Source organism: Cellulomonas hominis, from assembly GCF_005239125.1.
In the GTDB taxonomy this organism is placed as follows: Bacteria; Actinomycetota; Actinomycetes; order Actinomycetales; family Cellulomonadaceae; genus Cellulomonas; species Cellulomonas hominis_A.
The window spans coordinates 34,830-61,074 of record NZ_SZYE01000001.1; the positions used below are offsets into that span (position 1 = coordinate 34,830).

A 26,245-nucleotide genomic window follows, 5' to 3' on the forward strand; every position below is an offset into this window, starting at 1 on the left:
CCCCAGATCGGTCCTTGGGCGCACCGATCTCGGGTGGAGGCGCCGATCTCGGCGTGACGGCTCGACGTGGCGGCGGGGATGCGCGACGGGCCCCGGTCCTCCCGGAGGAGGCCCGAGGCCCGGGGCGGGTGCGGGGTGGGTCAGCCGCCGGTGTTGCCCGCGCTGCCGTTGTTGCCGGTGTTGCCGCCGTTGCCCTGGTTGCCGGCCGTGGGGTTCGGGCCGGAGGACAGGGTCAGCGTGACCGTGCTGCCGATCGCGACCTTCGAGCCGACGCGGGGGTCGGACGAGATGACCGTGCCGGCGGGCTGGTTGGACGGGTCGTCGGAGGACACGGCGTCCACCGTGAGGCCGAGGCCCTGGAGCTGCGCGGTGGCATCCGCCTCGGTCTTGCCGACGATGTCGTTCGGGATGGTCACGGTGGTCGGGGCCGTGGCGATCGTCAGGTTCACGACCGTCCCCTGCGGGACGAGCCCCGGCGCCCGGTCCTGCCGGATGACGGAGCCGGCCGCCACGTCCGCGCTCTCCTCGGTCGAGGTGTTCGCGGACAGCTTGAGGCCGTTCAGCGTCTGCTTCGCGGCGTCCTCGGTCTGCCCCGACAGGTCGGGGAGCTGGACCAGGCCGGAGGAGATCACGAGCGTCACCGGCGACCCCTCGGCGACCGACTGGCTCGCCCCGGGCTCCGTGCCGAGCACGCGGCCCTCGGGCTGCGCGGGGTTGTCGTCCTCGCGGACCGAGCCCACGGTGAGGCCCGCGTCGGTGAGCTGCTGCCGCGCCTGGTCCTGGGTGAGCCCCGAGACGTCCGGCACGGTGACGGCGGTCGGTCCCGTGGAGACGAACAGCGTGACCTCGGAGCCCTCCTCGGCATCCTCGCCGCCGGCGGGGTCGGTGCGCGTGACGCTGCCCTGGGGCACGTCGGCGCTCGGCTCCTCCTGGCGGACGACCTCGAACCCGGCGGTGGTCAGCGTGCTGGTCGCGGCGGCCTCGGCCTGGCCCGCGACCGCCGGCACCTCGACCATGCGGACGTCCGGCTCCCGGTCCTGCGTGAGCAGCCAGACGAGGCCACCGACCGCGAGGACCGCGATCACGCTGAGCGTGATCCACAGCCACCGCTTCGACTTCTTCTCCTCCTCGGGCTCCTCGCCGTCCTGCGCGGGCAGCACGGAGGTCCCGGGGCCGGTGGGCGCCCACGCGGGTGCGTCGCCGGGCATGACCTGGGTCGCGCCGGCGTCCGGGGTGAGCACCTGGGTCGCGGCGCCGGCGCCGAGCAGCGCGGGCGCGACGGCGGGTGCGGACACCGCGCCGCCGCGGGCGGCGGCCTCGAGGTCGGCGCGGAACTCGGCGGCGGAGGAGTAGCGGGCGTCCCGCTCCTTGGCCAGCGCCTTGGCGGTGATCCGGTCCAGCACCTCGGGGACGTCGGAGGCGACGGAGGACGGCGCCGGCGCGATCTCGCGGACGTGCTGGTAGGCGACGGCCACGGGCGAGTCGCCGGTGAACGGGGGCCGGCCCGTGAGGAGCTCGAACAGCAGGCAGCCGGCGGAGTACAGGTCGGAGCGGGCGTCGACGGTCTCGCCGCGGGCCTGCTCGGGCGACAGGTACTGCGCGGTGCCGATGACGGCCTGGGTCTGCGTCATGGTGGCCGCGGAGTCGGCGACGGCGCGCGCGATGCCGAAGTCCATCACCTTGACCGCACCCGTGGGGGTCAGCATGACGTTCGCCGGCTTGATGTCGCGGTGCACGATGCCGGCGTGGTGCGAGTACTCGAGCGCCGACAGCACGCCGGCGGTGATCTCGATGGCCTCCTCGATCGGCACGGCCTGCCCGTCGCGGAGGATGTCGCGGACCGTGTGGCCCTCGACGTACTCCATGACGATGAACGGCACGTGCGCGGTCGCGCCGGTCGGCTCGGTGTAGACGTCCTCGCCGGTGTCGTACACGGCGACGATCGACGGGTGGTTGAGCCCGGCGGCGGCCTGCGCCTCCCGGCGGAACCGCGCCTGGAAGGACGGGTCGCGCGCGAGGTCGGAGCGCAGGATCTTGATCGCCACGGTGCGCCCGAGGCGCGTGTCGTGCCCGATGTGCACCTCGGCCATGCCACCGCGGCCGATGAGCTCACCGACCTCGTACCGTCCGGCGAGGATCCGGGATCCGTCGTCCACCACTAGGCGTCCTTCGCTGTCGTCGTCTGCGCGTCCGGCGCGGCTGCGCCGGGCTGTGCTCGCCAGATCATCCCACCCTCTGCGGCCGCCCGGGTGTACTCGCCGGTACCCACGGGCGCGAGCGACCCCGTGTCCCCCGTCAGGCGGTCGGCCAGCGCCGCACCCAGGAGCGCCACGACGAGCACGGCCAGCACCAGGAGCGGCCAGCGGACGTGGAACCGCCCGCCGCCGGCGCCCGCCTGCACGCGGGCGTGCGCCCGGGTGGTCGGGTTGCTGTGCGCGCCGCCGCGGCCCGCTGTGGCGCGGTAGGTCGGCGCGACGGCACCGGCGCCGGTGGTCGGCCGGCCGGTGCGGGGGTCGAACGAGGGTGGTGCGTCGGCGGTCGCGGCGTGGGTGGGGGCGGCCGAGCCGCGCACCCGCATCGCCCCGGCCTCGCTGGGCCGCGACCCGGTGACGCCGCGCGCCGGGGAGTCGCCGCCGCGCGCACCCGCGCCGGTCCCGGCGGCCGCCGCACGGGCGCCGCCCGCGGACGACACCGCCCGTCCGGGCACGATCGACACCGGCGCGCTGCCGCCGGCGGGGGTGTGCGGGACGAGCGCGTCGAACAGGTCGGCGAGCTCCTCGGCGGTCCGCGGCCGGTCGGCGGGGTCCTTCGCGAGCAGCCGCATGACGAGCCGGGCGATCTGACGGTCGACCGACGGCGGGAGCGGCGGCACGGGCGTGTTCACGTGGGCGACCGCGATGTCGACGGCGGTCGGCCCGGTGAACGGCCGGTGCCCGACCAGGGCCTCGTAGGCGACGATCCCGAGCGCGTACATGTCGGACGCCGCCGTGGCGGGGCCGCCGACGGCCTGCTCGGGGGAGAGGTACTGGGCGGTGCCCATGACCATGCCGGTGGCGGTCATCGGGACCTGGTTGCTGGACAGCGAGACGCCGAAGTCGGTGATCTTCACCTTGCCGGTGGGCGTGATGAGGATGTTGCCGGGCTTGACGTCGCGGTGCACGACGCCGGCCTCGTGGGCGGCGTGCAGGGCGCGCGCCGTCTGGGCGAGGATCGGCAGCAGCCGGCGCGGGGGCAGCACGGGCTCGCGCTCCAGCAGGTCGCTCATGGGTTCGCCGACGATGAGCTCCATCGCGAGGAACGCGGAGCCGTCCTGCTCGCCGTAGTCGAACAGCGCGGCGATGCCGGAGTGCGACAGGCTGCCGGCGTTGCGCGCCTCCGTGCGGAACCGCTCGAGGAACCCGGTGTCGCCCGCGTACTCCTCGCGGAGCACCTTGATGGCGATGTCCCGGGCGAGGGACTCGTCGTGGGCGGCCCAGACCTCGCCCATGCCGCCGACGGCGATCTGGCGGGTCAGGCGGTAGCGGCCGCCGAGGACGACGCCGGGTGCGGGCCTCACTGGTTGATCACCGCCTCCATGACGGCCTTCGCGATCGGCGCGGCGACGCGCCCGCCGGTGGCCTCGGAGCCGACGGAACCGCCGTGCTCGACGATGACCGCGACCGCGACCTGCGGGTCGTCCGCGGGCGCGAAGCCGGTGAACCAGGCGTGCGGGGCGTCGCCCTCGATCCCGGTCTGCGCCGTGCCGGTCTTGCCGGCCACCCGGACGCCCGGGATCTGCGCGGAGGTGCCGGATCCGGACTGCACGACGCCGACCATCATGTCGGTCAGCTGCTGCGCCGTGGCGTCGGAGACCGCCTGGGACAGCTCGGACGGCTCGGCCTCGCTGACCACGTCGAGGTTGGCGGTCCGGATCGTCTGCACCAGGTACGGGGTCATGAGGGTGCCGCCGTTCGCGATCGCGGCGGCGACCATCGCCATCTGCACGGGCGTCGCGCGGACGGACTCCTGGCCGATCGCGGACAGCGCGGTCTGGGCGTCGTTCAGGTCGTCGGGGTACTGGGACGCCGCGACGCGCATCGGGACGGTGAGGTCGGTCTGGCCGAAGCCGAACTTCTCCGCCTGGGCCCGGATCGCGTCGTCGCCGAGATCGACGCCGAGGGACGCGAACGCGGTGTTGCAGGAGATGCGCAGCGCGTCGGCGAGCGTGGTCTGCTGGTTCGCGCCGCACGAGGAGCCACCGAAGTTCGGCAGCGTCGTCCGGGTGCCGGGCAGCGTGTACACGTCGGGCGCCGACAGCACCGAGTCCGGGGTGTAGCCGCCGGACTCGAGCGCGGCGGCGGCCGTGACCAGCTTGAACGTGGACCCGGGCGGGTAGTTCTCGCTGGTGGTCTTGTTGATCAGCGGGTCGCCGTCGGCGGCCAGCAGCTGCTGGTAGGCGGCGTTCGCCGCGGTGGTGTCGTGCGTGGCCAGGGCATTCGGGTCGAAGCCCGGCGTCGACACCATCGCGAGGATCCTGCCGGTCGACGGCTCGACCGCCACGACCGCGCCCTGCTGGCCGCCGAGCGCGTCGTACGCCGCCTGCTGCGCCGCCGGGTCGATCGTGAGCTCGATCGACGAGCCCTGGGGCTGCGCGCCGGTGATCAGGTCCTGGATGCGCGACCAGAACAGGGAGTCGGCCTGGCCGGTGAGCACGTCGTTCATGGCCCGCTCGAGCTGCGACCCGCCGTTGACGACCGAGTAGAAGCCGGTGACCGTCGAGTAGAGGTCGGGCTGGCTGTAGGCGCGCTGGAAGCCGAACGGGTCGTCCACGGGGGTCGACTGCGCGATCGGCTGGCCGGCCACGATGATCGGCCCGCGCGGCTTGCCGTACTCCCGGTAGAGCGTGCGGACGTTGCGCGAGTCGTTGTTCAGCGCGGACGCCTGCCCGAACTGCACCCAGGTGGTGCCGGCGAGCAGGGCCAGGAACATGACGACGACGACCGTCGCCAGGCGGCGGAGGGCGGTGTTCACGCGCGACCACCTCCGGACGTGCGGCGCAGCTGCTCGGTGGGCTGGTCGTCGCCGGCGACGGCGACCGGGTTGCGCGCGTCCTCGTCGAGCGGCAGGCCGCCGGCGGGGGTCGACAGCAGCTCACCGCCGGGCTCGGGCGCGGGGCGCCGGGCGTCGTCGGAGATCCGCAGCAGCAGCGCGGCGACGATCCAGTTGGCGAGCAGCGAGGAGCCTCCGTAGGCGAGGAACGGCGTGGTCAGGCCGGTCAGCGGGATGATCCGCGTGATGCCGCCGACGACGACGAAGCACTGGAACGCGATGACGAACGCGAGGCCGGCCGCGAGCAGCTTGCCGAACCCGTCGCGGACGCCGATCGCGGTGCGCAGGCCGCGCTGGCACAGCACCAGGTAGACGGTGAGGATCGCCATGAGGCCGGTCAGGCCGAGCTCCTCGCCGAGCGAGGCGATGATGAAGTCCGACTCGGCGAACGGCACCAGGTCCGGGCGTCCCTGCCCCCAGCCGGTGCCGAACAGGCCCCCGCTGGCCAGGCCGAACAGCCCGCGCACGAGCTGGCCGGAGCCGCCGGGGGACCGCTCGAAGACGTCCTGGTCGAGCGCGTGCAGCCAGATGTGGAACCGCGCGGCGACGTGCCCGAACGTGGCGGTCGCGACGGCGACGCCGCCCGCGAACATCACCAGGCCGATGATGATCCAGGACAGCCGCTCGGTCGCGACGTAGAGCATGGCGACGAAGAGGCCGAACAGCAGCAGCGACGTGCCGAGGTCGCTCTGCAGCACCAGGACCGCGATCGAGGCGGCCCAGACGACGGCGATCGGGCCGAGGTCGCGCAGCCGGGGGAGCTGCAGGCCGAGCACCTTGGGTCCCGCCAGCGCGAGCGTGTCGCGGTGCGTGACGAGGTAGCCGGCGAAGAACACGGCCAGCGCGATCTTGGCGAGCTCCGCGGGCTGCAGCGAGAACCCGAGCGCGCGGACCCAGATGCGCGCGCCGTTGATCGTCACGCCCAGCCCCGGGACCAGCGGCAGCACGATCAGTACGAGACCGACGACCATCGCGGTGTAGGTGTAGCGGCGCAGGGTGCGGTGGTCGCGCAGCACGACCAGCACCACGCAGGCCAGCACGACGGAGATCGCCGACCAGGCGAGCTGCTTGCCGGCGAACATCTCCGTGCCGCCGCGGGCCTGGCGTGCCAGGTCGATCCGGTAGATCATCGCGAGCCCGATGCCGTTGAGCGCGATCACCGACGGCAGGATCACCGGGTCCGCGTAGGGCGCGCGCCAGCGCAGCACGAGGTGCACGACCAGGGCCAGACCCGCGAGGCCGGCGCCGTAGCCCAGCACGTCGGCCGGCAGCTCGTCGGTCGCGCCCAGCCCGACCAGCCCGTACGCCGCGATGGCGATCGCCAGCGCCAGGACCAGCAGACCCAGCTCGGTGCCGCGGCCGGCGCGCACGCGGTGCGCCTCCACCGTCGCCATCAGGGGCCCACCGGCGGGGCGGTGGCACCGGGCGTGGCGGCCGGGGCGGTGGGCTTCGTCGGGGTCGGCGTCGGGCTCGGCTCCGGCTCGGCGTCCTCGGCGAGCGACGCGACGCGCTCGCGGGCGTCGGCGAGCGTCGCGGTGTGGATGGTCTGGTCGAGGCGCTCGCGCACGAACGCCGGCAGGTCGTCGACGACCACGTCGCTCGTCTCGACGACCTCGGAGAGCGCCAGCGGGCCCACCGACTGGGGGATGCCGCGGTAGATCGCGACGACCTCGCCGTCCACGCCGACGTAGTACTGGGTCTGCGTCCAGCGGTAGAAGCCGAACGCGGCCCCGGCCACGACCACGACGGCCAGCACGCTCAGCACGACGCGGCGTGCCCGTCGGCGCCGGCGCGCGCGTCGCTCGTCCGGGTCGTCCTCCGCGTCGTCGGCGTCGTCCACCACGGCCACGCCCCCGCCCGGGGTGCTGGCCTGGCGGGACAGCTCGGCCGCCCGCGCGGCGGGCCCGTCCTGCGCCGCGGTCGGGCGGTTGCGGGACACGGCCGCCGAGCCGACGACCACGGCGTTCGTGGTCGGCCCCGCGCCGTCGCGCACGTCGTTGAGCTCCAGCACGTCGGCGACGACGACCGTGACGTTGTCCCCGCCGCCCGCGCGCAGCGCGAGCTGGACCAGCCGCTCGGCGCAGGTGTCCACGTCCGGCAGCTCGTACAGCGTCCGGGCGATCGTCTCGCCGCTGACGAAGCCCGAGAGCCCGTCGGAGCACAGCAGCCACCGGTCCCCGGCGCGCGCCTCGCGGACGGACAGGTCGGGTGCGATGTCGACGTCGAAGTCGCCGAGCACCCGCATCACGACGGAGCGCTGCGGGTGCGTCTCCGCCTCCTCGGGCGTGATCTTCCCGGTGTTGACCAGGTGCTGGACGAACGTGTGGTCGGTCGTGACCTGGGTCAGCACGCCGTCGCGGAGCAGGTAGCCGCGGGAGTCGCCGAGGTGCACCATCGCGAGCTTGTTGCCGGCCCGCAGGATCGCCGTGACCGTCGTCCCCATGCCGGCGAGCTCGGGGTTGGACTCCGAGCGGCTGATGATCTCCTCGCGGGCCTCCTCGAGCGCGCGCTCCAGCTCGTCCAGCGCGTCGTCGGGGCCGTGCGACTCGCCGTCCAGGGGCGCGAGCGCGGCGATCGCCACGGACGACGCGACGTCGCCGCCGGCGTGCCCGCCCATGCCGTCCGCGACCACCAGCAGGTGCGGACCGGCGTACGCCGAGTCCTGGTTGTTCGACCGGACCAGCCCCACGTCGGACCGGGCGGCGTACCGCAGCGCGATGCCCACGATCCCCGCTACCCCTGCAGCTCGAGGACGCTCTGGCCGATGCGGATCTGCGCACCGGGGCGGACCTGGACCGCGGAGGTGACCTTCTGGTCGTCGAGGAACGTGCCGTTGGTCGACCCCATGTCCTCGACCAGCCACTGGCCGCCCTCGGGGTACACCCGGGCGTGCCGCGAGGACGAGTAGTCGTCGTCCAGCACCAGCGTGCAGGAGGGCGCCCGGCCGATCAGGACCGCCGTCGACCCGAGCGGGAGGGTGGTGCCGCGCAGCGGGCCCTCGGTCACGACGAGCCGGGTCGGACCGGTGCGCCGGCCGCGGCCGCGCTCGGCGGCGGGTGCCGGTGCCGGGGTGGTCGCGGGGCCGGCGGCGGGGGCCGCGGCGCGCGGCTTGCGGCGGCTGGTGATCCGGGTCCCGTAGAGGTCGCGGCGCAGCACCCCGATCGCGGACAGCACGAACGCCCACAGGAGCACGAGGTAGCCCAGGCGGAGCAGGGTGACCGTCAGCTCACTCATGCGTGCCTTGCGTGCCGTGACTCACTCGTCCTGGTCCTGTCCGTCGCCGTCGCCCGTCCAGAACATGATGCGGGTCCGGCCGATGGTCAGCGTGTTCCCGTCCAGGAGTGTCGCGGCGGGGACCTGGTGGCCCTCGACGAACAACCCGTTCGTGGAGCCGAGGTCCGAGGCGACGACGCCCTGCGGGGAGACGCGGATCTCCAGGTGCCGCCGGGACACGCCCGGGTCGTCCACCACGATGTCCGCCTCCGAGCCGCGGCCGATGACCGTGACCGGGCCGGTGAGCAGGTAGCGCTGCCCGTCGATGTCGATGAGGGGGTGCCGCGGGCTCGGGGCGGCGGTCGTCGCCGGGGCGGCCGCGCCGCGCACCGTCGCCGACTTCACCCGGAACCGGCCCGTCTCCAGGTCCTCGTACTCGTGGAACGCCACGGTCACCGGGCCCACGAACGCGTACCGCTGGCTCGTCGCGTGCTCCGTGACGTTCGCGGCCAGCTCGTCGGCGAGGGCCTCGGCGCCCCACGCCTCCACCTGGTCGTAGTCCGACGGGGACAGCTCCAGCGTGAACTCGTTCGGCACGACCGTGCGGTCACGGCCCACGACGGCGGCCCGGTCGTCGACCTCGCGGCGCAGGGCGCTCGCCAGCTCGACGGGCTTCACCTCGCTGCGGAAGGCCTTGGCGAACGCGGTGTTCACGACGCGCTCCACACCGTGCTCGAACCGGTCCAGGATGCCCAACGCCCACCACCTCCTCACCGCACGCGCGAACGGTCGGGCACGGACGTGCACCCGACACACTGCGTCGATGGTAGCCGCGGACCAGGTGCGCGGGCTCTCCCTGTGGACGACGGGAGTGGCGCGTCCCTGGTGAAGACGTCGCGGCGGGGCGTGCGGAAGGTGTGCAGGTGGGGTCGCCGGGCGGGTCCAGGGGTGGCGCGCAGGCCGCCCGGGCCCCGCACCGGGGAGTGGTCAGGAGGCCCCGCGGAATCGTGTTAATCTTCTGCGGCGCGCGAGTGGCGGAACGGCAGACGCGCTGGCTTCAGGTGCCAGTGTCCGAAAGGGCGTGGGGGTTCAAATCCCCCCTCGCGCACACAGGCTTGTTCGTCTAGGACAGGCAGAGCAGTCCGGGTAACCCCCGGTCGGAGAGTCTCCGACCGGGGGTTCTTCGTTTCTGGGCCTGACCTGCGGCTTCGTTACACGCTGGTGTGCTGGGCGCCGCGCGGGAGGTCGTCGGCGGCGCTCGCGGGCGCACGCCGAAGTGCCCGCTGACCGTGGTGGTCAGCGGGCTCTGCGGATGGTGCTGTTCAGTTCGTGCGGCGGAGTCGCCCGCCCGTTGGCCTAGCCGGGTTGGTGCGGTGGGGTGTGGTCCTGCGCGTCGCGGGCGGTGCCGGCGGTGTCGGACTCGGCCCGGGCAGCGGCCTCGGCGGCTGCGCGCAGGTGCTTGGGACCCAGGTGCTTGGGCACGAACGGGTACCGGGCGCGGGGTTCGGTGCGGCGGGGGATGTCACCGGTGGTGACCCGCACGTGCAAGGCCGTGCCGCGGGGCTCCGCGGCACGGCGTGGCGTGAAGCTCGTTGACCCCGCGAGATTCTCCGGGCGCTGGCTCGTCACAACGAGCTCGGGTGCCCGGCACCTGGTCGAATCCACGCCGGGACCGCTGTGGACGATCACCATCACGCGGATCGGCTCCACGACCGGTGGTGAGGCAGCTGGGTTCGGGATGAGCGACCTGCGGCGGGACGGCGCGCCGCTACGTGTCGGGTCCGTCCGGCACTTCCACGACGGAGCCGCTCACAGCGGTATCCGCGTGAGGGAAGAAGTGCACCTGATCCTCGAGCCTCTCGACCCCGCTGCGCTCCTCACCGTCCGCTGCACCACCCCCGTCGTGAGCATCGAGGAACTCCTTGACGAGGACGGCGACGACGAATGACCGCGGCCGGGGGAGTGCGCGTGCCGCACGGCCCCGACCTCGTCACAAGTCGGCGGACGGTGAGTACGCACCCCGAGCGGCCGAGTCCCGGCGCCACGATCCGGGCCGCCCGGTCAGCGGCCCAGCCCGGATCGTGCGTGCCGTGGCCTCACTCGTAGTAAGGGTCGTTCAGATCATCGATGTCGGGCTCCCCGACAGTGATGGTGACGGAACCACTCACCTGACCGTTGACGACCTCGGTGGTGTAGACGGTCTCGTCGCCCCGGGCGTCCTGACCCGCTAGCGCTCGACGGACCTCCACTGCAGCGGTGTAGGACGCGGTCGCGTCGTCCCCGTCGTCCTCGATCTTGAGGGAGTCGACGTGCACGGTGACCGTGGTCTGGTCCTGGTCCTCGAACGTCTCGTACTGCTCCGGGCGGTCACCGACGAAGTCCTGGATGATCTCGCTGTTCTCGAGGTGGTGAGCAATCGCGCGCCGCAAGTTCTCCTCGGAGTTGAACGCGTCTCGGCCGAACGTCATGGTGCTTCGCCTCTCATATCCGTGAGCGGGATCCAACGGCCGGCCCGCTGCCGCCTGCCGTCGCCGCCGGGTAGGTGACCCATGCCCACGTTGCCAGGTGGACGGACACGAGAGCCGTGAGACGGCGCTGACCGGCGACGGATCACCCGTCCGGCTCAAGAGGGCCCGCTTGCCGTGAAGGAAGCGTGGGCGACGTGGGGCTGGGCGGTGGGTCGAGTTTGGCTGGGCGGCGCTATCCCACGAGCGCGAGCTCCGCGCGGAGCTGCGCTTGCGCTGTTGAAGCGGCAGCGTGCGGGTTCAGGGGCAAGTAGAGGAAGCTCTGCGGCGCCGTGAGCTCCAGGTCCAGCTCGCTGAGCCGCACAGGGCGAGCGAGTCGCCGTGCGTCTCTCACCAGAATGCCCACCGCCAACGGCGAGCCGCGGTAGTACTCGCGGTAGCCGACTCGTGTGATCCCGGCATGACCCTTGTGCCGCTCCCAGACGGCCGTGGGACTGGCGATGTCGTAGCCGGCGACCTCGAAGGCGCCGACGATGCGTCCGACAGGCATCGTGGAGTAGATCAGTACCGTGCTCACATCGGGCGCCAGGCGGCGCTTGCGGAACTCGACCCGTTTCGTCCCCGCGAGGATCGCGTCGGCGAACTGCGGCTTGATCGACATCACTGCGACGCGGCCAGCTGCTGGTGCACCCACGGTCGTCCTCCTTCACGTACTTCGGTGATGCTCTGCGGCGGCCCGTTCAAGGCCCCCATCAGGCGCAACGTCCTGAGCGAGACCGGGGGATCGAGCAGCCGGTCCTGCCTGAAGATCAGGGCGTGCAGTTCACCATGGTCTGCCTCCATGTCCGCCAGGTCTTGCGGCGTGTACACGGTGCGTCGTCCGACGAACTGTCTGATCGACTCGGAGTCGGTCGAGACGTGCACATCTTCCACCACGCCTACGACAGTCGCGGCCTGCAGGTCTGCGGACCGGTAGAACAGCAGGGTGTCTCCGGCGCCCACGAGGCGTGAGCGGCTTCCGCTGACGTACGCCTTGCGTAGCGCGTTGCCGTACGCGTGGTTGCCGGTCCACAGACCGAAGCCCATCTCGAAATCCGGGAAGAGTGCATCGTGCCAAACCGGGATGACCGGGACGACGAACGCCCGCGCAGCGGGGTGGACGTACGGCGGCCCGTGCAGCTGGTGTGCGGTGAGTGGGTCGGTCACGGAAGGATCGGCTGGCCGCCGGTACTTCACCAGGACCAGTTCCTCGTCCTCGGTGGCTGGCGAGTTGTGGTGCACGAAGCCGAAGTCCCCTAGAAGTTCGATCAAGCGGTCTTGCTTGGGGTAGGTGGTCACGTACACCGTGTCGTAACTTCCGGCGTGCAGGACCCCGAACAGCGTCTTGAGCAGCAACTCGCCGTACGCGCGGCCCATCGCATGCGGAGCGACCTTGAACGTGCAGAGCTTCAGAACCTTGCCCGGGAACTCGGTGTCCTCCGGTGGCTCGTCCTTGACGATCATCAAGGCGCCGTAGCTGCCGTCTTCGACCTCGATCACCCAGGAGGGACGTCCCGGGGCCTGACGTGCTCGTGCGAACCAGGCGTCGAACCCGGTGTAGTCCTCGCGCAGGGAGTCGAAGATCGGATCGTGCGGGTCGAGGTTGTACGTCCGCAACGGAGTCACCGCCGGAGGTGGCACGCTCGCGCGTGGCATGAGTCGGCGGAGGAACGCGACTGCCTCGACGATCGTCAGGACTCGCTCGCCGATCCCGGCTCGGACACCACGACGCCGCAGCTTGTTGTCCTGGGTGACGAGGAAGTCGACCGCTCCCACCCAGACGGCTGCGAGCATCTCAAGATCGACGTCGTTGTTGTGGTGACGGCCCGGAGGCGGGGCGTCTTCTTCGAGGACCGCAAGCAGGTCTGCCGGTGGCGTGATCGGTTCGAGGTGTTGGTACTTGCGCGCCAGCAGGTGGTTCGCGCGGCGGCGTTCGGTTCGTGCGTCACGGTCGATGTCGTGACTGGTTCCGGCCGAGAGGTAGAACCGGTGGCCGCCGAGCTGTGCGAGGTGCACCAGCTCGGCTGCATCTGGCAGGTCGCTCTGGAACGACGGTGACGTCGGCTCCAACGCGATGAAGGCGTTGGTATCCAGCAGAAGCGCGAAGCGCGAAGCCGGGTCAGCGCCGCCTGTGCTCACGACGGAAGCATCTCGGCCGTAGTGCGACGGGGGAACAGGACACGCCGACCTGGGGCTGGATGCACCTGGATGGCGCCGTTGGTGGGCGTCAGGTCGATGCGTGCACGCACGGTCAGCACGTCATCGGGCGGTGCCGGTGCCATAGGCGTAGATCGCGCCGAACAGCTCGCTCGAGATCTTGCTCGGTCCGCGAAGTGTCGGGATCTTGTCGGCGTCGGGCAGGCGGCGCAGCCGTTCCAGCGGCACCTGACGCTCGAGACGTTCGGTGTCGACGTACCGCAATGCGGAGGCCCTCCCGGCAGGGTCGTACCTTTCGAGGTCTTTCCGCTGGTAGACGCCGAGCCTGCGGTAGCGCCGGAACAGGACGTTCGGGGTCGCGGTCTCGACCTGAATCAGGAGCGAGACCGCGACGACCGAACTGATCTGGTCTCCGGCGTCGTCGCTGGATGCGTACCAGGCGATCCGTGCGGGAGCCTGCGGGTTGGCACGCGGGGAGCGGTAGTACACGTGCTCACGGCTCGTGCCGAGCAGGTCGTTCTCGACCCAGAGCGTCTCGGTGAGGGCGAACAACGGGCGGGCCCAGCGGGGCTGGATCGGCACGAGGTAGCACGGCAGGTCCGTATCGAGCAGTTTGGCCGGCCAGAGCGTGCGCTCCAGAGCCGCTACCCGCTCTGGGGACGAGGCAGCGGACACCGTGTCGCGTACGACCGCATGCAGCGGGTGCGTCGGGTCGAGGGCGTCAGCCGCGGAAGGGGTGTCGCGGACGTCAAGGACCGCCGCCTGCATGCCCATGCGTGTTCGTAGGTACCCGTCCGACTTCAAGTCCCTCAGGAGATTGTCGGGGATGGAGGGGTCGGTGACGAGAATGGAGTTCAGGTTCTGCCGGCGCGCGTCGTGGCGCAGCCGGAACGCGATCAATCGGCCGAGAGTGGCGCCCGCAGTGGTGTCGACGACCCGGAGGAACGGGACCTCCAGCGTCCGCGTGGTCGGCCGCGGGTGCCAGCCCCACGCTGCGACGAGCGTTCCCGACGGGTCCCGGACCCACCAGCCGCGGGCCTCGGCTTGTCCGGCAAGCTCACGCAGGATGCGGTGGTACTTGCTCTTGTGTTCCCCCGATCGGTGAGACAGAAACAGGTCGAGCTCGCGCTCCGCCCCGACGCCGTACTCGCTCACCTGGTAGTTCGTGCCCCGCAGATCCACCGGACGGTAACGCGATCCGTTGACGAGCTCGTCGAGGTGCACGGTCAGCTCGGAAGGGCGGATGACGGTGACGCCGAAGATGTTGTACGCGTGCTCCGCGTACCTCTCGATCAGCTTGTCGTCTCTCGTGACGAAGATGCGCGCGCCGCCGGCGGCAGTGCTGATCAAGTGATCGCGATCGGCGCTGTCCTTCTTGGGGACCTCCGGCACGACCGACCGCCATCGCGTGGCCGCTTCATCGCGCTGGGCGGGGGAGTGCTGGAGCGCTGGGAAGGCGCTGAGGGTGTTCAGCTGGCGCTGTCGTTCGCGCTCGTCCGTGTTCTTCACAGCCTCCTGGGCCGAGACCGCGGTGACCTTCAGGACGACGGATTCAGGCAGCCATTCGTCGGTCAGCCAACGCGACTCCTCAGCGCCGGAGCGTGTGGGGTCTAGGAGGTCCATGAAGATGTTGTGGTCGATCGCGACGACGATGTCGCCGTCTGACTCCGAGACCGAGAACAGGTCAGGCAGGTGGTGAGACAGCCACCAATGGATCAGCTGTGCGCGGTCACGACCGCGACCCGAGCTCTCTCCGGTCGGTGCGAAGCCCAGGACCGGCCACGCGGCGGTCGCCTCGACATAATCGCGTCGGCACCGCACCCCGATGCCTGTGGTCTCGGGGTGCAGCTCACTGATCCGACGAACCAGCGCGCGCGCGACCCCCCGCCGGCGGTGCGCTGCAGCGACGCACAGGTGAATGAGCCGGACTCGCCCTCGGGCAACCGAGAACAGCGCGTAACCGGCGAGACCGTCGCCGTCGCGGCACGCGAGGAGGCCGCCTGCCGCTGCCAGTTCCGGGAAAGCGCCCCGCGGCATGAGGCCGAGCGTCACGCGGTTCTGGTCAGCAAGTTCGACGACCGACTGGAGAAGACGTACGTCTTGGGGCCGGACCAGAGTCAGGCTGAGGGTGGAGGGCAGCGCTCCCATGCGAGATTCGTACCGTTCACGATCAGGGCGCTGCGCCCGCCATTCGGGTGCTCTCGTGCAGGCAGGAACCAAGGCCGCCTGGTCCGACAGAAATCACGCAAGAGCCACGAGGGTGTTCGCGACTGGACGTCTTGGTCGCCGTGATCCCCCGGCGCGGCGTGGACACGTACCGGGCGCGGCTCGCGCCTCGGCGCTCTCAGCGCGCGGCAGGCCCGGAGGTGGCAGCGGAATCGTGAGGCACGCAAGCGGGTGTGAACGGCCCCCGGTCCCACGGAGCCTCTCAAATCACGGAGGATCGCAGTCATGGCTGCACGGAGGACGTAGCGGCTCAGTGCATCTTGAGTGCGTACATCCGCTCGGTTCGCATGACGTCCGCCCACTGACCTACCAGCGTCGTCTCACCGACCTGGTAGTAACCGATATCGGAGCCCTTGTGGTTCATCCCACCGCAGGAGCACACGCAGTCGTCGCCCTCGGCCTCCACGCAGCGCGTGTCGCACTTGGTGCTCTGCGAGACCCGGCTGTCGGTCACAACGTGGCACGAGCCGTACTCCTGCAGCAGCGCGGACAGCAGTGTCCCCTGGTGGTCGCGGCTGACCTCCCACTTCTTGGTGCCGCGGTTGAACTGCGAGCGCGTGCGATCTCCGAGGCACGAATCCGGGTTGGATGGTGGGTCCGCGAAAGGCGAGATTCCGGGCTCGCGTGAACGGCGAGCCTGCCTGCCCGCGCGCCGAGCTTGCCGATGCGGTGCGGGACATCCCGCCTGTACACACCACCGCCCTCAGCCTGTACACGGCCTCTGAGCAGTGAAGACGCACCACCTGGTCGGAGAGTTAGCCGAACATGCCACACATGACGGGGAACCCCCGGTCGGAGAGATCCGGCCGGGGGTTCTTCGCGTCCCGGGCCGAGGTGCAGCCGGCGGCGTGCTGAGCGATCATGCCGCCGCCCTCCCGGGCCGGGCCGGTCACGCTTCAGCGCGTCCCGGGCCTTCGACGGCCGGGTGCGCGGAGGCAGCGTGCGCAGGGTCGTGAGCAGCGCCCGCAGCGCCCAGACGTCGTGCTCGGTCGGCTCGGGCCGCGGGTGGCCGGCGAGGTCGTCCAGCGCGAGCGCGTGCTCGGCGACGGCGCCGTCGATCGGTGCTCCCTGGGTGTGCCGCAGCCACCGCTCGCCGGCGGGGTCGAGCCCGTGGCCGTCGCGGTGGCCGCACACGCGGCAGACGTCGGAGGCGGGGGAGTACGGCTCCGCGGGGTGCACCGGGACGACGGCACCCACCGCCGCGCCGGTCAGCGCGCTGCGCCAGCCGAACGGTGCGGACCACAGGCCCGACACCCACGCCGCCGCTGCGTCCTGCAGCGTCCACCGCGCCGCGTGCGCGCGCAGCGCGGCGACCGCGTCGTCGTGCCCGAGGGCACGCTGGTCCGGGGCGCGACCACTGCCCTCGGCGGGGCGCAGGTCGGCGATCAGGGCGGCGTGCGTGGGGGCGGTCACCCGCCGCATCATCTCCGGTGGGGCGGCACGCGGCCAGCCCTCTCGGCACCGAGGACGAGGGCTGAGACGACGCGCGGACCCAGCCGGATCGCTCCGGCCGGGGTCCGCGCGTCAGCGGGGGCCGCGCCCCGGGGTGGGTCAGATCCGCGCGGCGGGGTCGGTGCCGTCGTCGGGGGCCGTGCCGGGCGGCGGGACGTCGACCACGGGCTCGGTCTCGACGACCACGGTCTCGGTCTCCACGACGACCGCCTCGACCGGCTCGACGTCGTCGGCCGTCGTGCCCTCGCCCGTCCGCCCGGCCCGCGCCGTCCCGGCCACGGCGGCAGCGGCACCGGCCGCGGCCACGCCGAGCCCCGCCGCGACGGCCTTGCCGGAGAGGCCCGCCTTGCCGGAGTCGCCCTCCGACGCGGCGGCGTCCGCGACCCCGGGGGTGCCCACGCCCGCGCCCTCGCGCACCTCGCCGCGCCAGGCACCGGTCGCGTAGCCCTCGGCCTCGATGAAGTCCTTGAACCGCTCGAGGTCCTTCGCGGCGCGGTTCTCCACGACGTGCAGCTTGTCGCCGACCTTCTCGACCAGGCCCTCGGGCTCGTACTCGAGGGACAGGTGCACGGAGGTCTGCCCGCCGCCCAGGTCCTCGAACGTCACGGCCCCGGCGTTGGTCGCGCCCTCGGTCGCCGCCCAGGCCACCTTGCTGTCCCGGACCTGCTCGAGGATCCGCGCCTCCCACTCCCGCTTGACGCCGGCGATCTCGGCGACCCAGCGGAGCCGGTCGTCGCTCAGCTGCGTCACGGACTTCACGCCCCCCATGAACCGCGGGAACTCCTCGAACTGCGTCCACTGGTTGTACGCGACGCTCACCGGCACGTTCACCAGGACCGACTCCTCGACCTTCGTCGTCATGACGTCTCCTCGTCCGAGCTGGGCGCCGGGCGGCAGCGCTGCACCCGGCCCGTCCAGCATGCGCGCGGACGCGTGGCAGCGCCCGCGGTCACCGCGCGGACGCGATGAGCGCGGGCGCCAGGGGACGCCCGGGGTCACCGCGCGAACGCGATGACTCCCGTGATGACCAGGCTGATCGCCACGGTCCACAGGGTGATCGCGACGCCCTGCCACGTGAGGATCCGGGCTCGGGAGACCCCGGACGCCGAGAGGGCGGCGGCGGTGAAGTGGGTCGGGATGAGCAGCGGGCCGAGCAGGCTGACGCCGGCGACGCCGTACCGGGCGAACGCGCGGTCGAACTTCTGCCGGCGCGGGCTCGGGGCGACGGGGGCACGGCCCCCGCGGGTGACGACCGCCGCGCGGGTGCGGACGCCGACCGTCACGACGAGCAGCACCGCGAGGAAGTTGCCGGCGATCGCCGCGGCGACGGCGGCGACGGGGTGGATCCCGCCGACGACGCCGATCGCGGCGGCGCCCTCGCCCTCGACGAACGGCACGGCGCCGGCGAGCGCGACGCCCGCGGGCTGCAGCCAGTCGGGCAGCTGGGCCACGAGCTCCTGGAACTCGGGGACGATGTCGGGCAGACCTGCCATGGTGACCTCCGGGGGATGCGGCTGGGGTGGTGCTCGTCGGTGCCTCCAGCCAACGGCGTCGCGGCCCCGCGCGGCAGTGCCGCGGTGTCACCGGCGCACGTGGGGTCGCGCGCGTCCGCCCGTGACGGATGTCATGGCCGTACGGTCGGCGGCATGGCTTCTCCGGCGGCAGGGATGGGTGCCGCGGTCGGCAGCCCGTACGCCGGCGGCGTGCGGGCCACCTGGTGGTACACGGTGGCCGGGCTCGTGTTCCTCGACCTCGTCGTCCTGATGAACTGGTGGCTGTGGCTGGGCCAGCTCCCGGCGCACGCGGTGCTGCCCGGCGGGCCGGCGCTCGCGGCCCTGGGCGTGGCGCTCCAGCTCGGCGCGGCGGCGGTGCTCGTGCGGGACTACCCGGTCGCGGTGCCGCCGGCCGACGCCGAGGACACCGTGACCGCGCCCCGCCGCCGCCGGGGCGCGGTGGCCCTGGCCGTCGGCACGGTCGGGGCGGCGCTGCTCGGCGTGACGACCGGGTCCTGGATGCTCGGGGTCGGTGTGCTCGCGTTCCTGCTGAGCCTGCTGCCCTGGCCCCGAGGCGTGCGGTGGCGGCTGGTCGCGCTGCTCACGCTGGTGCTCGCCGGGCTGTGGGTGGTGGACGCGCCGCGGCTCGGCATCGACACCGCCGACGCCGACCTGTCGACCCTGCCGCCCACGCTGATCCTGCTGCTGCCCGCCCTGTCCGCCTTCTCGCTGTGGTGGTGGGACCTGGTGCGGGAGCTGGACCGCGCCCGGGAGGCCGCGGCGGCGGTGTCGGCGATGCGCGAGCGGCTGCGGCTGGCCGGCGAGGTGCACGACCTGCAGGGCCACCACCTCCAGGTCGTCGCGCTCCAGCTCGAGCTGGCCGAGCGGCTGATCGACCGCGACCCCGCCGCGGCGGCGGAGCAGATCCGGACCGCGCGGACGTCGGTCGACGAGGCCCGCGCCGGCACCCGCGACCTCGCGACCCGGTTCCGGGGCGTCCCGCTGCCGGACGAGCTGGCGAACGCCGCCGACCTGCTCCGCGCGGCGGGCCACGAGGTGCAGGTCGAGCTCGACCGCGGGGCCGGGACCGCGCCCGCCGACGTGCTGGGGCCGCTGGTCCGGGAGAGCGTGACGAACGTCCTCAAGCACGGCGCCGGCACCCGCGCCCGGATCAGCCTGCGGCGGGAGGGCGGCATGTGGCGGTACGCGATCGCCAACGACCGGGACCCCGCCGCCCCCGGCCCCGGGGCGTCGCGGGGGACCGGGGTGGCCGCGATGCGGGACCGGATCGCGGCGCTCGGCGGGACGGTGGAGGTGCGGGCCGACGACGAGTTCGTGCTGACGGTCGCGGTGCCGGACGGGGCGGTGCCGGACGCGGCGGACGGGACGGGCGCATGATCCGGGTGCTGATCGCCGACGACGAGGACATGATCCGCACGGCCCTCGCGGCCCTGCTCCGGCTGGAGCCCGACCTCGACGTGGTCGCCGAGTGCGCGTCCGGCGACGAGGCGCTCGCGGCCGCGGTGCGCACGCGCCCGGACGTGTGCCTGCTGGACCTGGAGATGCCCGGGACCGACGGGATCGACACCGCCGCACGGCTGGCGCGCACGGTGCCGACCCGCTGCCTGGTGGTGACCCGGCACGCGCGCCCCGGGGTGCTGCGCCGCGCGCTGCAGGCGGGGGTCGACGGGTTCCTGCCGAAGTCCCGGCCCGCGCAGGACGTGGCCGAGGTCATCCGCCTGGTGGCCGCCGGCCGCCGGTACGTCGACCCGGAGGTGGCGGCGGACGCGCTGGCCGACGAGCGCAGCCCGCTGACCGACCGCGAGCTGGACGTGCTGCGCGCGGGCCGGCGGGGCGAGACCGTCGCGCAGATCGCGGCCGCGGTGCACCTGTCGCCCGGGACGGTGCGGAACCACGTGTCGTCGGTCCTCGGCAAGCTCGGGGTCGCGACGCGGCAGCAGGCGGTGCTGGCGGCGGAGGAGCGCGGCTGGATCTGAGCCCGCCGCCGGGTGCCGCACGCCCGTGAGCCGCGGCGGACCCGGGTAGCCGGACCCCGCGTGCGTGGTTCCACGCAGACGGGGGCCGGTGGCGCCGCGCCCTCGCGTGAGATCAGGGAGTCACTTTCCCGACGAGCACCGAGGAACCACCGTGCACGCCACCCTGACCGCCCCGTCCGCCCTCGCCGGGACCGCGCTCGAGGACCCCGCCGTCCCGGCGGTCCCCGCGGCCGCCCGCACCGGCGCGGTCGACACCGACCGGCTCCTGCTCGACCACCGGCACGCGCTCGCGCTGCTCCTCCTCGAGATCGCCGGCCTCCGCGACCAGGTCCGCGACGGCAGGGCGCACGACCCGGTGGAGAACATGACGTGGCGGCTGAAATCCGCCGCGTCCATCGAGGCCAAGGCCCGGCGCAAGGGCATCCCGCTGGACGACGACGCCCTCCGCCGCGACATGCAGGACCTGGCCGGGCTGCGGGTCGTGTGCGCGTTCCTCTCGGACCTGCGCGAGGTGCGGGACGCGGTCCTCGCCCTGCCCGAGCTGGCGCTCCTCGAGGAGCGGGACTACACCGCGCGACCGAAGGCCAGCGGCTACCGCAGCCTGCACCTCGTCGTCGGCGTCCCCGTCCGCGGCGCCGGGCAGGTCACGGTCGAGATCCAGCTCCGCACCGTGGCCATGGACTTCTGGGCCTGCCTCGAGCACCGGCTCGCCTACCGGCACCACGCCCCGGCCCCGGTCCCCGTCGCGGCCACGCTCCGGCGCGCCGCGGGGGTCACGGCGGCGCTCGACCTCGCGATGGACCGGCTGTGGTCCCGCACCGCGGCACCGACCCCCACGCCCGCCCTCGCCGCGCCCCGGGGGGCGTGACCGCCGAGGATCCCGCCCGCCCGGCCCCACCCCGACCCAGGAGGTCCTGATGTCCCTCACCCTGTCCACCACCGCGTTCACCGTGGCGCTCGGCGCGCTCGTCGCCGGGTTCGTCGGCGTCGCCTTCGCGCTGCACCACGTCGGCGCCGCGGCGTCGCCCGCCACGGACCCCGTCCCCGTCGTCCTCCAGGAGGTGTCGTCGTGCTGACCGACCTGGCCGTCCTCGGCGGTCTGCTCGCCCTGCTCGCCGTGGCCCACCGCGTGTGGACCACGCTGATGCGCGATCCCCAGCACTCGCTCGACCGCGCCGCCGTGGCACCGGCGCCCCGAGGGGGGTGGCGGTCGTGACCCGGCGGGACACCGTGCTCGTCGGGATCGACGGCACCGCACCGAGCCTGCAGGCGCTGGACTGGGCGGCCGCGTACGCGCGGCGGACCGGCCGCTCGCTGCACCTCGTGTGCAGCTACCAGCTCCCCGACACCCACGCCCGCGGCGACTGGCCGTACGCCCACCCGCTCATCGAGGACTGCGCGGTCCGGCGCCGGGTCGAGCAGGTGCTCGAGGAGGGGCGGGAGCGCGCCGAGCGCGCCGGCGTCCCGGCGTCGACCGAGCTGGCGGCGGGCGAGCCGACAGGCGTCCTCGTGGAACGGTCGGCCGAGCACGCGCTCGTCGTGGTCGGGGCGCGCAACGCGGGTCGCGTCGCCGAGCGCCTCCTGGGCACGGTCTCCGCGACCCTCCCGGCGCACGCGCACTGCCCGACCGTCGTCGTGCCGTCCCGCCACCACCCGGTACGGCGCGGCGCCCCGGCCGCGCGGCTGGAGGCCCCGCGGCACGGGCGCGTCGTCGTCGGCGTCGACGGGTCGCCCGGCTCCGAGGCCGCGCTGCACCACGCCGTGCAGCAGGCGCGCGCGTGGCGGTCGTCCCTGCTCGTGGTGCGGGCGGTCCCGACCGGCACCTGGCGGCGGACGCCGTGGCAGCGGTCCGCCGTCCGCGACGACCTGGTCTCGGTCGCCCGGGACGACCTGGCGGGGGTGACGGGTCGGCTGGGGACGCAGCACCCGGACGTCCCGGTCGAGGGCGCCGTCGTCGAGGCGACCGCGCCGGGGGCGCTCCTGGAGAAGATGACGTCGGCGGACCTCCTGGTCGTCGGCTCCCGCGGGATCGGCGGGTTCCGCGGCCTGCTGCTGGGGTCCACCTGCCAGCAGGTGCTGCACCGGGCGCACTGCCCCGTGCTCGTCGCGCGGCCGGTCGCCGGGCACCTGCCCGCGGAGCACCTCCCGGTGGAGCTCACCACGGCGTGATCAGCCGCCGGGGCACCGGCTCCCCTGCGGGAAGCCGGAGCCCCGGCCTACGATCGCCGCATGGTGACGCCCATCACACGGGTCGGCATCGTCGAGGACGAGGCGCTGCTGCGCGGCATGCTGGAGCAGACGCTCGCCGCCGAGGAGTCGATCCGCGTCGTGCACGCGGTGCCGGGCGTCACGGAAGCCCGCCTCGTGTTCGCGCCCGGCACGTGCGACGTGGCGCTGCTCGACGTCAACCTGCCGGACGGGAACGGCGTGGCCCTCGGGGTGACGCTGCAGCGGGCCGACCCGCGCCTGGCGGTGATGCTGCTGTCGAGCGAGGACGTCATGGGGCTGTTCACCACGGTCCAGGAGCAGGTCAGCCGCCCGTGGAGCTACCTGTCGAAGCGGTCCAGCTTCGCGCGCGACGTGCTGGTGCGCGCCGTCCTCGCCACCGCGCGGGGTCAGGTCGTCCTCGACCCCTACCTGGTGCAGCGCTCCACGCCCCGTGCCGGCTCCGCGGTGGCCGAGCTGACCCCGGCGCAGTTCGGGGTGCTGCGGCTCGTCGCCGAGGGGCTGTCGAACCAGGCGGCGGGGGAGCGGCTCGGCATCAACGAGCGGTCGGTGGAGAGCCACCTGAAGTCGATCTACCAGCGGCTGGGGATCGACGGCGAGGGGCACAACCGCCGGGTGGCCGCCGTGCTGGCCTTCCTCGAGCAGACCGGACGGTCGTGGCGGGGGTGACCACGCCCCGCGGCGCCCCGCCACCGGCCGTGCGGGACCGCGCGGCGGCCGCTGACCGGGACGAGCGCGACCGGCGACGGATCACGATCATCGTCGGCGTCACCAACGTCACGCTGTACGCCTTCATGGCGATGGGCGCCTGGGTCGCGTGGGGCGGGCTGCAGGAGGCCGTCGACCACGAGCGGAGCGCGCTCGGCGTGGTCGCGGACGCCGTGGTCCTCGTCCTGATCAACCTGGCGTACGGCCTGGTGGTGCTGTCGGGCACGCTCGCGCTCGGTGCGCTGCGCCGCGGGTGGGGCGCCCGCGTCCTGATCACCGCGGCGGTCGCGGCCGCCGCCTCGGTGCCGCGGATGCTCGCGCTGCTCGCCGTCAGCAGCACGCCGACCGGCACGACCTACGTCGTCGCGATCGGGTCGCTCGGCTTCCTGTCCGGCGTGGTCGGGATGCTCGCCGCGTTCTTCGCCGCGACGCTCGTCGACCGCGCGCGGACCGAGGAGCGCCGACGCGAGGCCGAGGCCGCGCGGGCGCGCCGCGCGGTGGACGCGCTGCAGGAGGAGGAGATCCGGGTCCGCCGCATGGTCTTCGACCAGCTGCACGGCACCCTGCAGTACCACCTGGTCAGCGTGACCGCGGGGCTCGACGGGCTCGCCGCGCAGCTCGACGCCCAGGGGGACCGGGACCGCGCGGCGGACCTGCGGACGTGGGCGGAGACGCTCGAGGAGATCCGCGAGGAGGACGTGCGGTCCCTGAGCCACGCCGTGTTCCCGAGCGGCGCCGACCTCGGCACCGAGGAGGCGATCGCCCTGCTGCTGCACCGCCTGCCGCCGCAGGTCCGGACGTCCATCGAGGTCGGGCCGACCTACCGGGAGTTCGTCGAGAGCGGGGCGGCCCGCATGCCGATGGCCGAGCGGCTCGTCGTGATCTACACCGTGGAGGAGGCGGTGACCAACGCCCTCAAGCACGGGCACGCGGCCACCGTCCGCGTCCGGGCGGACGCCGAGCCGACCGACGACCCGCTGCGCTGGGTGTTCACGACCGTCGTGGACGACGACGGCACCGGGCCGACCCAGCCGGACCCGGCCCTGCACGGCCTGCACCGGCACCGCGAGCGGATCGAGCACCGGGGCGGCACGCTCTCGCTCGGCACGAATCCCGAGGGCGGCGGGCGGCTCACGTTCCGTCTCCCGTTCGTGGTCACCGTCGGCCGGTGACGGCGCGGCGAGCGGCCGGGGTGCTTGTGCCCGGCCGGGCGTCGCCCCAGGCTGGGCGCATGACGGCACCCGACCCGGCCGAGGCCCCGCTGGTCGTCGCCGACGCCGCCGCGTGGCGCGCGTGGCTCGACGCCCACGAGCACGAGACGCACGGCGTCTGGCTGGTGCTCGCCAAGAAGGGCACCGTCGAGCCGACGAGCCTGACCTACGCGCAGGCGCTGGACGAGGCCCTGTGCAGCGGCTGGATCGACGGGCAGAAGCGGAGCCGGGACGACGCGACGTTCCTGCAGCGGTTCACGCCGCGACGGGCGCGGTCGATCTGGTCGCAGCGCAACGTCGAGCACGTCGCCCGGCTGACGGCCGACGGCCGGATGCGGCCGCGCGGCCACGCCGAGGTCGAGCTGGCCCGCTCCGACGGCCGGTGGGACCGCGCCTACGCCGGGTCGGCGACCGCGGAGGTGCCGCCGGACCTGCTCGCGGCGCTCGACGCGGCCCCCGGGGCGCGGGCCGCGTTCGACGCCCTCGACCGGCAGGCGCGGTACTCGGTGCTGCACCCGCTGATGGTCGCGCCGAGCCCGGAGGTGCGCGCACAACGGGTGGCGCGGGCGGTGCGGTCCCTGGCGGGGGAGTAGCGCGGCGCTACCGCGGCGACCCGGGGCGCCGCACGCCCGGGCCCAGGCGCACCGGCGCGGCCCGCCGGCTCGACGCCAGCCGGTCCCGGAGCCGGGCGTTCTCCGCCTCCAGCAGGCCCACCCGCTCCGCCAGCGCCCGGGCACGGTGCTGGGCGTCCGCGAGCCGGCGCCGGAGCGCGGCGTCCCGCCGGTCGACGGGCTCCGGCGGCACGGTGGCCTGCAGCGCGCGGATCCGCGCGGCGAACTCCCGGTGCTGGCGCAGGTACGCGACCGAGCAGTGCGCCGCGATGGCGATGGACAGGAAGTCGAACGGGCCGCCGCCGCGCTCGGCCAGGTCGATGGCGTGCTCGACGTGGTCGCGCACCACCTCGGCGCGGTGCCGCGCCTGCTGGATGACGTCCTGCCCGAGCCCGTCCTGCTCGAGCACGTCCCGTTGAGCCCACTCGTCCGACTGCACGGGCCCCACCCTGCTCCCCCGTCGACCGTGGGCAGGTGCGACCATCGGCCCAGGTGGCGTGTGACGCGCGCCTCCGGCGTGACGCCCCGCTCGCCGCGCGCCCCGGCCCGCCCGGTGCGACGCTCGGCGCATGACCGGAGACGTCCAGCACGCAGCCGCCCGCGCCGGTGACCACCCCCTCCTCGAGAAGGGCGCCCGCCTCGGCTACGCCGCGAGCGGCGTCCTGCACCTGCTGCTCGCCTGGGTGACCGTGCAGCTCGCGTGGACCTCGGGCGGCGAGCAGGCGGACCAGCAGGGTGCCCTCCAGCAGCTCGCCGGCAACGGCTTCGGCCAGGCGCTGCTCTGGGTGCTGCTGGTCGGGTTCGTGCTCCTCGCGCTGTGGCAGGCCACCGAGGCGATCGCCTGGGGCGAGGCCTCCGACCGGGCCAAGGCCGCCGCGAAGGCCGTTGTGTACGCGGTGCTGGCGGTCACGACCGTCTCGGTGCTCACCAGCGGGTCGGGCGGGTCCTCGGGCGGCGCGACGTCGGGGCTGCTGTCCTCCGGGATCGGGCGCGTGCTGGTCGGGGTGGTCGGCGTCGGCGTCGTGGCCGTCGGCGGCTACCACGTGGTGAAGGGGTGGCAGGAGAAGTTCCTGGAGGACCTCGGGTCCAGCCCTGCGCCGTGGGTGCGGACCGCCGGGAAGGTCGGCTACATCGGCAAGGGCGCGGCGCTGGCGGTCGTCGGCGTGCTGCTGGTCGTCGCGGCCGTGCAGGCCGACCCGGAGAAGGCCTCGGGCCTGGACGGGGCGCTGCACGCCCTCGCCGGACTGCCGTTCGGGCCGCTGCTGCTCACGCTCGTGGCGCTCGGGTTCGCGGCGTACGGCGTGTACGCGTTCGGGCGGGCACGGCACGCGAAGGTCTGAGCCCCCTCCCCGGCGCGAG

At 73.7% G+C, this 26,245-nt stretch carries 26 protein-coding genes and 1 tRNA gene; 12 read left to right on the top strand and 15 right to left on the bottom strand.

What is annotated here, in order from left to right:
- Window positions 1–140: 140 nt before the first annotated feature.
- The 7 genes from pknB to FA014_RS00195 are packed head-to-tail and all read right to left on the bottom strand — an operon-like array spanning window position 141 to window position 9,057.
- Window positions 141–2,159, bottom strand: coding sequence for a Stk1 family PASTA domain-containing Ser/Thr kinase (gene pknB / locus FA014_RS00165; protein WP_154727692.1), 2,019 nt, complete (start codon window positions 2,157–2,159; stop codon window positions 141–143).
- The gene (locus tag FA014_RS00170) at window positions 2,159–3,556 is read right to left on the bottom strand and encodes a serine/threonine-protein kinase (RefSeq protein WP_154727693.1); all 1,398 of its coding nucleotides are present in this window, start codon (window positions 3,554–3,556) and stop codon (window positions 2,159–2,161) included. The genes pknB and FA014_RS00170 overlap by 1 nt, the downstream gene beginning before the upstream one ends.
- Window positions 3,553–5,010: a peptidoglycan D,D-transpeptidase FtsI family protein gene (locus FA014_RS00175; protein WP_154727694.1), complete on the bottom strand. Its 1,458-nt coding sequence runs from the start codon at window positions 5,008–5,010 to the stop codon at window positions 3,553–3,555. The genes FA014_RS00170 and FA014_RS00175 overlap by 4 nt, the downstream gene beginning before the upstream one ends.
- Window positions 5,007–6,482 (bottom strand): FtsW/RodA/SpoVE family cell cycle protein, encoded by a 1,476-nt coding sequence (locus FA014_RS00180; protein WP_154727695.1) that lies wholly within the window; start codon window positions 6,480–6,482, stop codon window positions 5,007–5,009. Before FA014_RS00180 ends, FA014_RS00175 begins: the two co-directional genes overlap by 4 nt.
- A complete protein-coding gene (locus FA014_RS00185) occupies window positions 6,482–7,813 on the bottom strand; it encodes a Stp1/IreP family PP2C-type Ser/Thr phosphatase (protein WP_154727696.1) in 1,332 nt (443 codons plus the stop codon). Before FA014_RS00185 ends, FA014_RS00180 begins: the two co-directional genes overlap by 1 nt.
- Before the next feature lie 8 nt (window positions 7,814–7,821).
- The gene (locus FA014_RS00190) at window positions 7,822–8,322 is read right to left on the bottom strand and encodes an FHA domain-containing protein FhaB/FipA (RefSeq protein ID WP_154727697.1); all 501 of its coding nucleotides are present in this window, start codon (window positions 8,320–8,322) and stop codon (window positions 7,822–7,824) included.
- 21 nt (window positions 8,323–8,343) lie between these two features.
- Window positions 8,344–9,057 (bottom strand): FhaA domain-containing protein, encoded by a 714-nt coding sequence (locus FA014_RS00195; protein WP_154727698.1) that lies wholly within the window; start codon window positions 9,055–9,057, stop codon window positions 8,344–8,346.
- Window positions 9,058–9,326: 269 nt separating this feature from the next.
- Between FA014_RS00195 and FA014_RS00200 the strand changes: the two genes are divergently transcribed.
- A tRNA-Leu gene (locus FA014_RS00200) sits at window positions 9,327–9,409 on the top strand.
- 248 nt (window positions 9,410–9,657) lie between these two features.
- On the opposite strand, the gene FA014_RS00205 is transcribed toward FA014_RS00200, so the two are convergent.
- Window positions 9,658–9,843 (bottom strand): hypothetical protein, encoded by a 186-nt coding sequence (locus tag FA014_RS00205; RefSeq protein WP_154727699.1) that lies wholly within the window; start codon window positions 9,841–9,843, stop codon window positions 9,658–9,660.
- A 40-nt stretch (window positions 9,844–9,883) separates the two neighbouring features.
- Between FA014_RS00205 and FA014_RS00210 the strand changes: the two genes are divergently transcribed.
- Entirely contained in the window at window positions 9,884–10,249 is a 366-nt protein-coding gene (locus tag FA014_RS00210) for a hypothetical protein (protein WP_154727700.1), read from the top strand.
- A gap of 148 nt (window positions 10,250–10,397) precedes the next feature.
- Here the strand turns inward: FA014_RS00210 and FA014_RS00215 are convergent, their stop codons facing one another.
- The 6 genes from FA014_RS00215 to FA014_RS00240 form a co-directional block, all read right to left on the bottom strand.
- Window positions 10,398–10,769: a hypothetical protein gene (locus FA014_RS00215; RefSeq protein WP_154727701.1), complete on the bottom strand. Its 372-nt coding sequence runs from the start codon at window positions 10,767–10,769 to the stop codon at window positions 10,398–10,400.
- Between the two features lie 232 nt (window positions 10,770–11,001).
- The gene (locus FA014_RS00220; RefSeq protein WP_154727702.1) at window positions 11,002–11,427 is read right to left on the bottom strand and encodes an ASCH domain-containing protein; all 426 of its coding nucleotides are present in this window, start codon (window positions 11,425–11,427) and stop codon (window positions 11,002–11,004) included.
- Window positions 11,427–12,944 carry a hypothetical protein gene (locus tag FA014_RS00225; protein ID WP_154727703.1) on the bottom strand — a complete coding sequence of 506 codons (1,518 nt, stop codon included), beginning with the start codon at window positions 12,942–12,944 and terminating at the stop codon, window positions 11,427–11,429. Before FA014_RS00225 ends, FA014_RS00220 begins: the two co-directional genes overlap by 1 nt.
- 120 nt (window positions 12,945–13,064) lie before the next feature.
- Entirely contained in the window at window positions 13,065–15,110 is a 2,046-nt protein-coding gene (locus FA014_RS00230; protein WP_154727704.1) for a GNAT family N-acetyltransferase, read from the bottom strand.
- Window positions 15,111–16,739: 1,629 nt separating this feature from the next.
- Window positions 16,740–17,501 (bottom strand): SRPBCC family protein, encoded by a 762-nt coding sequence (locus FA014_RS00235; protein ID WP_154727705.1) that lies wholly within the window; start codon window positions 17,499–17,501, stop codon window positions 16,740–16,742.
- Window positions 17,502–17,635: 134 nt separating this feature from the next.
- Window positions 17,636–18,133, bottom strand: coding sequence for a small multidrug efflux protein (locus FA014_RS00240; protein ID WP_154727706.1), 498 nt, complete (start codon window positions 18,131–18,133; stop codon window positions 17,636–17,638).
- Between the two features lie 153 nt (window positions 18,134–18,286).
- On the opposite strand from FA014_RS00240, the gene FA014_RS00245 reads away from it, so the two are divergent.
- The 9 genes from FA014_RS00245 (at window position 18,287) to FA014_RS00285 (ending at window position 24,868) form a co-directional block, all read left to right on the top strand.
- Window positions 18,287–19,531 (top strand): sensor histidine kinase, encoded by a 1,245-nt coding sequence (locus FA014_RS00245; RefSeq protein ID WP_195969093.1) that lies wholly within the window; start codon window positions 18,287–18,289, stop codon window positions 19,529–19,531.
- Window positions 19,528–20,130, top strand: coding sequence for a response regulator transcription factor (locus FA014_RS00250; RefSeq protein ID WP_154727708.1), 603 nt, complete (start codon window positions 19,528–19,530; stop codon window positions 20,128–20,130). The genes FA014_RS00245 and FA014_RS00250 overlap by 4 nt, the downstream gene beginning before the upstream one ends.
- Before the next feature lie 151 nt (window positions 20,131–20,281).
- A complete protein-coding gene (locus tag FA014_RS00255) occupies window positions 20,282–20,998 on the top strand; it encodes a GTP pyrophosphokinase (protein WP_154727709.1) in 717 nt (238 codons plus the stop codon).
- A 49-nt stretch (window positions 20,999–21,047) separates the two neighbouring features.
- Window positions 21,048–21,206, top strand: a complete 159-nt coding sequence (locus FA014_RS00260; RefSeq protein WP_154727710.1) for a hypothetical protein — start codon at window positions 21,048–21,050, stop codon at window positions 21,204–21,206.
- Window positions 21,200–21,346, top strand: coding sequence for a hypothetical protein (locus tag FA014_RS00265; RefSeq protein WP_154727711.1), 147 nt, complete (start codon window positions 21,200–21,202; stop codon window positions 21,344–21,346). Before FA014_RS00260 ends, FA014_RS00265 begins: the two co-directional genes overlap by 7 nt.
- Window positions 21,343–22,299 carry a universal stress protein gene (locus FA014_RS00270; RefSeq protein ID WP_154727712.1) on the top strand — a complete coding sequence of 319 codons (957 nt, stop codon included), beginning with the start codon at window positions 21,343–21,345 and terminating at the stop codon, window positions 22,297–22,299. Before FA014_RS00265 ends, FA014_RS00270 begins: the two co-directional genes overlap by 4 nt.
- Window positions 22,300–22,359: 60 nt before the next feature.
- Complete coding sequence (locus FA014_RS00275; protein ID WP_230322754.1) at window positions 22,360–23,025, top strand: response regulator transcription factor; 666 nt, start codon at window positions 22,360–22,362, stop codon at window positions 23,023–23,025.
- Complete coding sequence (locus FA014_RS00280) at window positions 23,022–24,236, top strand: sensor histidine kinase (RefSeq protein ID WP_154727713.1); 1,215 nt, start codon at window positions 23,022–23,024, stop codon at window positions 24,234–24,236. The genes FA014_RS00275 and FA014_RS00280 overlap by 4 nt, the downstream gene beginning before the upstream one ends.
- 59 nt (window positions 24,237–24,295) lie before the next feature.
- The gene (locus FA014_RS00285) at window positions 24,296–24,868 is read left to right on the top strand and encodes a YdeI/OmpD-associated family protein (protein ID WP_154727714.1); all 573 of its coding nucleotides are present in this window, start codon (window positions 24,296–24,298) and stop codon (window positions 24,866–24,868) included.
- A gap of 7 nt (window positions 24,869–24,875) precedes the next feature.
- On the opposite strand, the gene FA014_RS00290 is transcribed toward FA014_RS00285, so the two are convergent.
- The gene (locus tag FA014_RS00290; protein WP_154727715.1) at window positions 24,876–25,325 is read right to left on the bottom strand and encodes a hypothetical protein; all 450 of its coding nucleotides are present in this window, start codon (window positions 25,323–25,325) and stop codon (window positions 24,876–24,878) included.
- Window positions 25,326–25,455: 130 nt separating this feature from the next.
- Between FA014_RS00290 and FA014_RS00295 the strand changes: the two genes are divergently transcribed.
- The gene (locus tag FA014_RS00295) at window positions 25,456–26,226 is read left to right on the top strand and encodes a DUF1206 domain-containing protein (RefSeq protein ID WP_154727716.1); all 771 of its coding nucleotides are present in this window, start codon (window positions 25,456–25,458) and stop codon (window positions 26,224–26,226) included.
- The last annotated feature ends 19 nt before the right edge of the window (window positions 26,227–26,245 follow it).

Coding starts and splice junctions, on each gene's coding strand:
- FA014_RS00180 (WP_154727695.1), bottom strand. CDS start 6,482: ATGGCGACGGTGGAGGCGCACCGCGTGCGCGCCGGCCGCGGCACCGAG.
- FA014_RS00190 (WP_154727697.1), bottom strand. CDS start 8,322: ATGAGTGAGCTGACGGTCACCCTGCTCCGCCTGGGCTACCTCGTGCTC.
- FA014_RS00215 (WP_154727701.1), bottom strand. CDS start 10,769: ATGACGTTCGGCCGAGACGCGTTCAACTCCGAGGAGAACTTGCGGCGC.
- FA014_RS00220 (WP_154727702.1), bottom strand. CDS start 11,427: ATGTCGATCAAGCCGCAGTTCGCCGACGCGATCCTCGCGGGGACGAAA.
- FA014_RS00230 (WP_154727704.1), bottom strand. CDS start 15,110: ATGGGAGCGCTGCCCTCCACCCTCAGCCTGACTCTGGTCCGGCCCCAA.
- FA014_RS00235 (WP_154727705.1), bottom strand. CDS start 17,501: ATGACGACGAAGGTCGAGGAGTCGGTCCTGGTGAACGTGCCGGTGAGC.
- FA014_RS00240 (WP_154727706.1), bottom strand. CDS start 18,133: ATGGCAGGTCTGCCCGACATCGTCCCCGAGTTCCAGGAGCTCGTGGCC.
- FA014_RS00245 (WP_195969093.1), top strand. CDS start 18,287: ATGGCTTCTCCGGCGGCAGGGATGGGTGCCGCGGTCGGCAGCCCGTAC.
- FA014_RS00250 (WP_154727708.1), top strand. CDS start 19,528: ATGATCCGGGTGCTGATCGCCGACGACGAGGACATGATCCGCACGGCC.
- FA014_RS00260 (WP_154727710.1), top strand. CDS start 21,048: ATGTCCCTCACCCTGTCCACCACCGCGTTCACCGTGGCGCTCGGCGCG.
- FA014_RS00275 (WP_230322754.1), top strand. CDS start 22,360: ATGGTGACGCCCATCACACGGGTCGGCATCGTCGAGGACGAGGCGCTG.
- FA014_RS00285 (WP_154727714.1), top strand. CDS start 24,296: ATGACGGCACCCGACCCGGCCGAGGCCCCGCTGGTCGTCGCCGACGCC.
- FA014_RS00295 (WP_154727716.1), top strand. CDS start 25,456: ATGACCGGAGACGTCCAGCACGCAGCCGCCCGCGCCGGTGACCACCCC.